This window comes from Mesorhizobium sp. M7A.F.Ca.CA.002.04.1.1 (assembly GCF_004022805.1).
Taxonomy (GTDB): Bacteria; Pseudomonadota; Alphaproteobacteria; order Rhizobiales; family Rhizobiaceae; genus Mesorhizobium; species Mesorhizobium ciceri.
Genome location: NZ_RZPL01000258.1, coordinates 1 through 7,083, shown reverse-complemented (window position 1 = coordinate 7,083; position 7,083 = coordinate 1). Strand labels below are relative to the sequence as shown.

7 protein-coding genes and 1 pseudogene are annotated in these 7,083 nt (G+C 62.3%); 1 reads left to right on the top strand and 7 read right to left on the bottom strand.

Translation table 11 applies throughout. The features are described from left to right. Window positions 1-387: pseudogene (locus ENZ75_RS15370) on the top strand (hypothetical protein); the annotation flags it as partial. A gap of 10 nt (window positions 388-397) precedes the next feature. Here ENZ75_RS15370 and ENZ75_RS15365 read toward each other — a convergent pair. From ENZ75_RS15365 to ENZ75_RS15335, 7 genes are all read right to left on the bottom strand, one after another. Then, window positions 398-583: a hypothetical protein gene (locus ENZ75_RS15365; RefSeq protein WP_013533200.1), complete on the bottom strand. Its 186-nt coding sequence runs from the start codon at window positions 581-583 to the stop codon at window positions 398-400. Between the two features lie 93 nt (window positions 584-676). Beyond that, window positions 677-1,723: a UDP-glucuronic acid decarboxylase family protein gene (locus ENZ75_RS15360; protein WP_013533199.1), complete on the bottom strand. Its 1,047-nt coding sequence runs from the start codon at window positions 1,721-1,723 to the stop codon at window positions 677-679. A gap of 23 nt (window positions 1,724-1,746) precedes the next feature. Next, entirely contained in the window at window positions 1,747-2,850 is a 1,104-nt protein-coding gene (locus ENZ75_RS15355; RefSeq protein ID WP_063170153.1) for a glycosyltransferase, read from the bottom strand. Further along, entirely contained in the window at window positions 2,847-3,941 is a 1,095-nt protein-coding gene (locus ENZ75_RS15350; protein ID WP_013533197.1) for a glycosyltransferase, read from the bottom strand. The genes ENZ75_RS15355 and ENZ75_RS15350 overlap by 4 nt, the downstream gene beginning before the upstream one ends. Further along, window positions 3,938-5,068, bottom strand: a complete 1,131-nt coding sequence (locus ENZ75_RS15345; protein ID WP_063170154.1) for a glycosyltransferase — start codon at window positions 5,066-5,068, stop codon at window positions 3,938-3,940. The genes ENZ75_RS15350 and ENZ75_RS15345 overlap by 4 nt, the downstream gene beginning before the upstream one ends. A gap of 2 nt (window positions 5,069-5,070) precedes the next feature. Then, the gene (locus ENZ75_RS15340) at window positions 5,071-6,171 is read right to left on the bottom strand and encodes a glycosyltransferase family 4 protein (RefSeq protein WP_063170155.1); all 1,101 of its coding nucleotides are present in this window, start codon (window positions 6,169-6,171) and stop codon (window positions 5,071-5,073) included. Continuing rightward, the coding region (locus ENZ75_RS15335) for a TIGR04295 family B12-binding domain-containing radical SAM protein (RefSeq protein ID WP_128278168.1) at window positions 6,156-7,083 on the bottom strand (928 nt) is incomplete at its 5' end. The genes ENZ75_RS15340 and ENZ75_RS15335, both read right to left, overlap by 16 nt.

Here is a 7,083-nt window from a genome sequence, read left to right as displayed (position 1 = left end):
GTGCTGCAGCGCGTTGAAATCGACGGAAAGCTTCAACCGTGGGAGTTTCTCGTTCGTGCAGATGGCACGGTGCTCAAGACAGATGCTGTTGACCACTGCCGGGCACATGATTTGATCGGCTGCCAACCGATCGAGTGGGACATTGCCGGCGCCCGCGTCGAGTATGGACTGTCCGACAGCGATGTGAGGACCTTGGTCGAGGGAATGGAACTTGCCATCGACCATGACCACATCGGCTTTTTCGAACCATGCTATTTGGCATTCCAACTCGGGCTCTGGAGCACGGCTGCGCAATCCGAGGACGGCGGGGAAAAAACAAGGTTGGCCGAGATGGCAGACCGATATAGGATGCCGCTGATACGGTTCCTGGACGAATGCCGGATATGATCGTTTCCGATCAGTCCAGCCTTCGCAGCATGTCTGCTTCCTGCTCGAGAATAGTGGCCACTTCCTCGCGCTGCAGATGCGTCATCATCAGGCTGACGCAGCACTCGAGATAGGTAATCGAGGCGCGCCGCAGATAGGCAGCGGTCTCGCGTTCGGCCATCTGGTCGATATCCCTCGAGGGGCGCTTGGGTTGCATGAGGGTGATCCTCCATATCGGGTCCTTCTGCCAAACCACAAGCCTGGGCGGATGTTCCGCACGATCTCGGGAAAGGTTCGGCGCCATCTCGCATCACGCCGGAAGGTTCTGCAGCCCTCCGGGTGCGGGCCTCGCTCTTTTGGCAAAGCCCGTCATCTGATCGCCGATGCGGCTGCCTTCGAGAGCTGCGAAATAATCGATCGTCAGCTTGAGCCCTTCGTTGAGGGGCACCTTCGGCGTCCAGCCGAGCAGCGCTTTTGCACGCGAAATATCGGGCTGCCTGCGCCGAGGATCGTCTTGCGGCAGCGGTAGAAATCTCAGATCCGATTTGGTACCCGTCATCGCCTTCACCAACGCAGCCAGTCGCACGATGGTGAATTCTCCGGGATTGCCCAGATTGACCGGCTTGCCTGGATTGGGATCGATATCCATCAGGCGCCTCAATCCATCGATCTGATCGGAGACATAGCAGAAGGATCGCGTCTGCAAGCCGTCGCCGAAGATCGTCAGGGGACGTTTCTCGAGCGCCTGCATGATCAGGTTCGAGACGATGCGGCCGTCCGCCGGATCCATTCTCGGACCGTAGGTGTTGAAGATGCGCGCGACGCGCACGTCGGCTTTGCCGGCTCTCAGATAGTCGAAGCAAAGCGTTTCGGCGGTGCGTTTGCCCTCGTCGTAGCAGGCGCGCGGACCGGTGCAGTTCACGTGGCCGACATAATCCTCCCTCTGGGGATGCTGTTCCGGATCGCCATACACTTCGCTCGTCGAGGCCTGTAGCAGCCGCGCGTCATATCGGACAGCGAGTTCGAGCAGGTTGAGCGTTCCAATCACGCAGGTTCGCGTGGTGTGGATAGGGTCGGCCTGGTAACGCGGCGGCGAGGCAGCGCATGCCAGGTTGAAGATACGCTCCACGGGCTCGCCGAGATCCAATGGCCGGCAGATATCCTGCTCGATCAACCGGAAACCCGGATGGTCCATGATCGAGATGATGTTCTCCATGCGCCCAGTCAGAAAATTGTCGGCGCAGATCACGCGCCAGCCGTTGCGGAGCAATGTTTCGCAAAGATGCGAACCGAGGAATCCCGCACCGCCGGCAACAAGCACTGCCTTTGCCCTTCGCGCGTTTCGTGTTTGTCGCATCGCCGTTTTCTCCTGTCTGCTGGTCATGCTGCGCTTCCGATGTCGAAATCGAGGGCCGCCGCCCTTGGCTGTGTCAACGCCGCCACGAATTCGCGGGCCCTGGCCGCACCGGTGTGGGATGCGAGGACGCGTTCGCGGGCCCGGCGGGCCATGGCGAGGCGTGTGCGCTCGGACTCGCCGAACAGGATCTCGACGACATCGTCCGTTTCCCCGGCGGTGTGGATCGCCGATGCAGGAAAGAAGCTGTCGAGCCCTGGCCAGCGATCGCTGATGATGGGCGTGCCGCAAGCAGCCGCTTCGAACAGGCGCACACTGGGCGACCATCCGGCAGCTATCATGGAACTGCGTGTGACGTTCAGCGTGTAACGCTGACGGCTGTAGAACGCGGCATGATCGGCGGGCGGCAGATGTTCGATACGTTCAACATTGTCCGGCCAGATGATGTCGGATGGGTATTGCGAGCCGGCCACGACGAAACGCCGGTCCGGCATATGCCGTGCGGGCTCGAGCAGCAGCGCATTCAGCATTGTCTGCCGGTCGGCACTGTAGGTGCCGAGATAGCCGAGATCCCAGCGGATCGGATCGCCAGTCCGGTGGTGCCGTTCCGGGTCGACCGAGCAGTAGAGCGGCTCGGCGCGGCGCGCGCCGAAGTCCTCCACCAGACGGCCAAGCATCGGCCCGCCGGTGAACGAGAAGTAGACGTCGAAGTAAGGAATCTGCCGCCAGCTCAGATAATCGCAATCGTCGGCTGAAAGCTGCGCCACGGTCACCGGCGTGTCGATGTCGTAAAAGCAGAAGCGCCCTTTGCAAAGTGAAGCGACGATGTCGATGACCACGCGCCCTTCCGGCACGAACGAGCCGATGACGACGATGTCGGCCTGCTCCAGGCACCGGGCGTAGTCGCGTTGTAACTCCGCGGTGGTTTCGTAGTAGCGCAAGGCGCAGAAATCCGGATCGCGCAGATCGCGGTGGTTTGCGTACCACGGCACCTCGCGCTCCAGAAAGGTCACGCGGTGGCCGAGTTCGTGCAGACCTTTCAGCAGGCCTCGAAACGTCGTGGCGTGGCCGTTTCCCCAGGATGAGGACAGCGACAGGCCAAGAAAGACGATGTCCAATTGCTTGGTCATTCCGCTGCCTCCACGGTCCCCTGCTCGAAGTGACGTTTGAAGACTGCATCGGCCACGTCCGCCCGCAACGCGTAGGTGTGATCGGCCAGCACGCGGCAAAGTGCGGCCTGGCCGATTGCCTTTGCCCGACTGGAGGTCAGCGAGCACATGATCTCGGCGACATCGCCGCCGTCGCGCGCCACCAGGATCTCCTCGCCTGGTTTCAGGAACAGTTCCACGCCCAGCCACGCATCGGTGATGAGGCAGGCGCCGGCGCCGGCCGCCTCGAAGACACGCGTGGCCGGTGAAAAACCGTTTACGGCCATGCTGTCGCGGCTGATGTTCAGAACCGCCTTGGGTGTGACGTTGAAGGCATTGTGATCGCGGGTGCCGACGTGACCGAGCCAGCCGACATTGGCGGGAAGCGGCTTGTCCCCCCAGCCCGATCCACCGAGGAGAAAACGCTGTTTCGGCAGCTGGCATGCGGGATCGAGGAAAAACGCTTCGACCCGTGCCTCACGATCCGGCAGCCTGTTGCCAAGGAACGCCAGATCGCAAGCGAAACGCGCATTGCTGGTGACCGGATAATGCGTTTGGGGATCGAGCGCATTGTAGATCGGCACGCATTCGTTCGCCCCCATGGCACGGTAGGCCCATACCACGGGGTCGCCGCCTCCATAGGTCAGCACAAGGTCGATTTCTTGCAGGGCGCTATGGAGCGGATGGTCCGGTTCGTCGCGCAACTGGGCAAGGGTTGCCGGAGCGTCCACGTCCCAGAATACCACCAGCGCGTCGCTGCGGGCGTGGTCGAGAACGGCGCGCAGCAGCGCCTCGTCCTCGAAACCGACGCCACTCGCCTTGACGACGATGTCGGCGCTGGCGGCACGTGCCGCGACCTGCATCAGCGCGTGCTGGGTCGCTTCATAAACGACGACAGTGCACCAGTCAGGCGCCTCGATGTCGCGATTCTTCTGCCGGTCGTAGACGTCGGGTTCATAGAAGGTGATTTCGTAGCCCAATTGGGAAAGCGCCTTCAGCAACCCGCGATAGTAAGTCGCGGCACCGTTCCAGTAGGACGACAAAAGACTCGATCCGTAGAATGCCATCTTCATGCGGCGGCTTCCTTTGCGGTGGTGTTGTTGATGGTATGTTCGGTCGTGCATGCCGTGAGCACGCGGAACAGCTCGTCAACGCGGTGCTGGCAGGTATGCCGGGAGCGAATGGTCTCGAGGCCCGAAGTCACCAGGGAAGCCGCGAAATCCGCATCGGCCAATACCGCCCGCAAGTGTTGCCGCATCTGAGAGCCGTTCTCCGCAAACAGGAAGTCGACGCCGGGCCTGAACAACTGCTCGACATCGGACCAGGGTGCTGAAATCAGCGGAATGCCGCAGGCGAGCGCCTCGAACATCCGGATCGTCGGAATTCCAGGCAATCCCTCACGATAGGGGCGCCGTGGGATGTGAACGGTGACACGATGCGCGGCGAACGCCTTCGGCACATCGGCATTGGCGATCCACCCATCATAGCGCAGTCCGGCGGCGGCCAGGTCCGCAAGTGCGGGCTTGGGATAGCGTACGCCGTGAACAGTGGCCTCGAGACCGAGATCGTGTACTGGCTCGATCAGAAATTCCTTGAGTTCGGCAGTCCGCTCATCGTCGCCCCAGTTTCCAATCCAGACCAGATCGGACATGGGATGGATCTCTGGGTGCGGCTTGAACAGGCGATCGTCCGCGGCTTCATGCCAGGTGAAGACGCGCTTGCCCCAGCCGGCGCGCAGATAGCTCTCGCGCAAGGTCTCGCCAAAGGCGAGGACGCCGTCATAGTGCTCCAACCGTAGCGCCGAGATTGCCTCGGTCGCCGATACGGCCCGGTGATGGGTGTCATGAAACAGAAGGATGAAGTTGCCGCCAGCGGCCCGGGCACGGCCGATGCGTGCGACAAGCTCCGGATCCGTCCACTCATGAACGATCACAACGTCGGCCTCGGCGATCCAGGCCTCGTGATCGAACCCGGCATTGTAGGTCACCGGCATCAACTCTGGGAAATCCTTGCGGAAGCGTTCGATGGCGAAGGATCCCTTCTCGGCCAACAGGTTCGAACGGCTCCAGCCGTCGGACGGCTCCAGCGCGACTGCCTGGTGCTGGCGCGCGATCAGATCCCGCATGATACCGCGCAGGAAATGGGCATTGCCGTGGTTCCAGTCGGATAGGACCGAGTGGGTGTAGAACAAAAAGCGCATGGTCAACGCCCCGCCATAGCCAGGGCCGCCTTGTCGTAGACGCCTCGCATGGCTGCCGCTTGCCTGGCCAGTGTAAACCGGCGGCTCCGTCGCATCGCTGCCTGGCCGAGCTCTCGCCTGAGTTCGGCATCGCTGGAAAGACGATTGAGGCCGGCAGCGAGGTCGTGCGGATTGCGCGCGTCAAAGAACATCGCAGCCCCGTCCCATAGTTCGCGATAGGTTGCGATGTCGGAAAGCACCAGGGGCGTCGCCGACATGGCAGCTTCCAGCGCGGCCAGACCGAATGGCTCATAGATCGACGGCGACACGAAAATGCCGGCGCGCGCCATCAAGGAGCGCACCTCGTGAGACGGCAGTGCTCCCAGAGGAACAGCATAGCTGAAGCTGGTACGCCCGCCGTTCGGACCGTGCATCGAACCGGCGGCAAAGACGGGCCATCGCGTCAGCGACGCGGCCTGGTCGATCACCGCCGCATTCTTCCCCTCGTCCCACCAGCGGGCAGCGGCGAAGACGAGCGGTTGGCGCTTTTCGGCCTTCGGCACCGGACTGGCACTATTTCCCACCACACTCAGACGCGCGATCGGGCCGTAGCAGGTCTCAAGCATGTCGGCGTGGCTGCGGCTCGGCACGATGACTGCGTCGGCCCGATTGAAGCCACGCCTGTTGCGCTCCTTCTGCCAGGCCCACGCGCCATCCACTGCCTGTTTCCTGACGGCGTGGAACCATGTCGTCACGCAGGAATGGGAGACCGCCACGGCTGGGCACGGCGCATCGAATCCCGCCGCCTGCGTCGGCGCGTTGAAATGGACTAGGTCGATGGCGTGGTCGCGCATGGGCGCAAGCAATTCTCGCGGTAGCGCATCCAGGTCGCCGCCGTTGTGGGTCATCCAATCCGGCGGCGTGTTCAACCAGATCAGCGTGGTGAAAGCCTCTGCCTCCGCAGCCTGCTGCCTCGTCGGCTGGGGACCGAGCCCGGCAAGCACCACGCTGTCGCCGCCGTTCACAAGTTCCCTTGCCAGATCAAGCGCATAGCGCCATACGCCGCCCACGGCATCGACGGTCATCAGGATGCGCCACGAGCGCGGCGTCAGTGTCCGCAACATGTCGCCTCCAGTTCCGCCAGCGGCCGGGGCCGCTTCTCCTGGATGTCACTGAATTTCTGGAAGGATGCGAGATAGTGGTCATGGGCGCGCTCCCAGGCAAGGTCGTCGGGTTCGCCCCAAAGCTCGCGATAGCTGGGCGAACTCGGATACGGATAAAGCGGAACAGGTTCATTGGCCCATACGCCGTGGTCGATCAGGTGGGTTCGCCAGCGCTCGACCAGGGCGGGATCATCCTCGACCACGCCGATCAGATTGGCTTGAACGAATGGAACGTGACGTCTAGCATCGACGAGCAGCGCGGCAAGTTCCTCGGTGCCCAGCCGGCAGCGCTTGGCCAGCATCGCCCGGCCTTCAACCGTCAGGCTTTCGAGCCCTGCTTCAATGGAGACGCAGCCTGCGGCGCCCAGCAATTCCAGCAGCTCGGGCTTCCACAGATCGATGCGGGTCTGCACGCCGAATTTCACATTGCGATCGACCAAGGCTTCCAGCAACGCTTTTTGCGGCAGGAAGATTTCGTCGATGAAGTAGATGTAGCCGACACCTTGGGCAATCAGCCGATCGATCTCCGCGACCACCGCTTCGTGGTTTCGACGGCGATAGGCATCACGGAAATCGATCTTGGCGCAGAAGCTGCAATTGTAGGGACAGCCGCGCGATGCCTCGACTTCCGCGCCGAACCCGACCTGATTGTCATCGAACCTGTGATGGTGGTGCGAATGGGCTGCGATCCAGTCCGCAGGCCATTCGAGGGGTGGATGATCGACAAACGAGCTGGCGTGGACGCCGCCGTTCGAAACCACCCTGGCATCCCGCAGATAAGCGGTTGAGGGCACTGCGCTCCAATCGTCGCGCCGGGCAAGTTGCTCGACGACTTCTTCGCATTCGCCGCGCACGACGATGTCGACGCCGAGC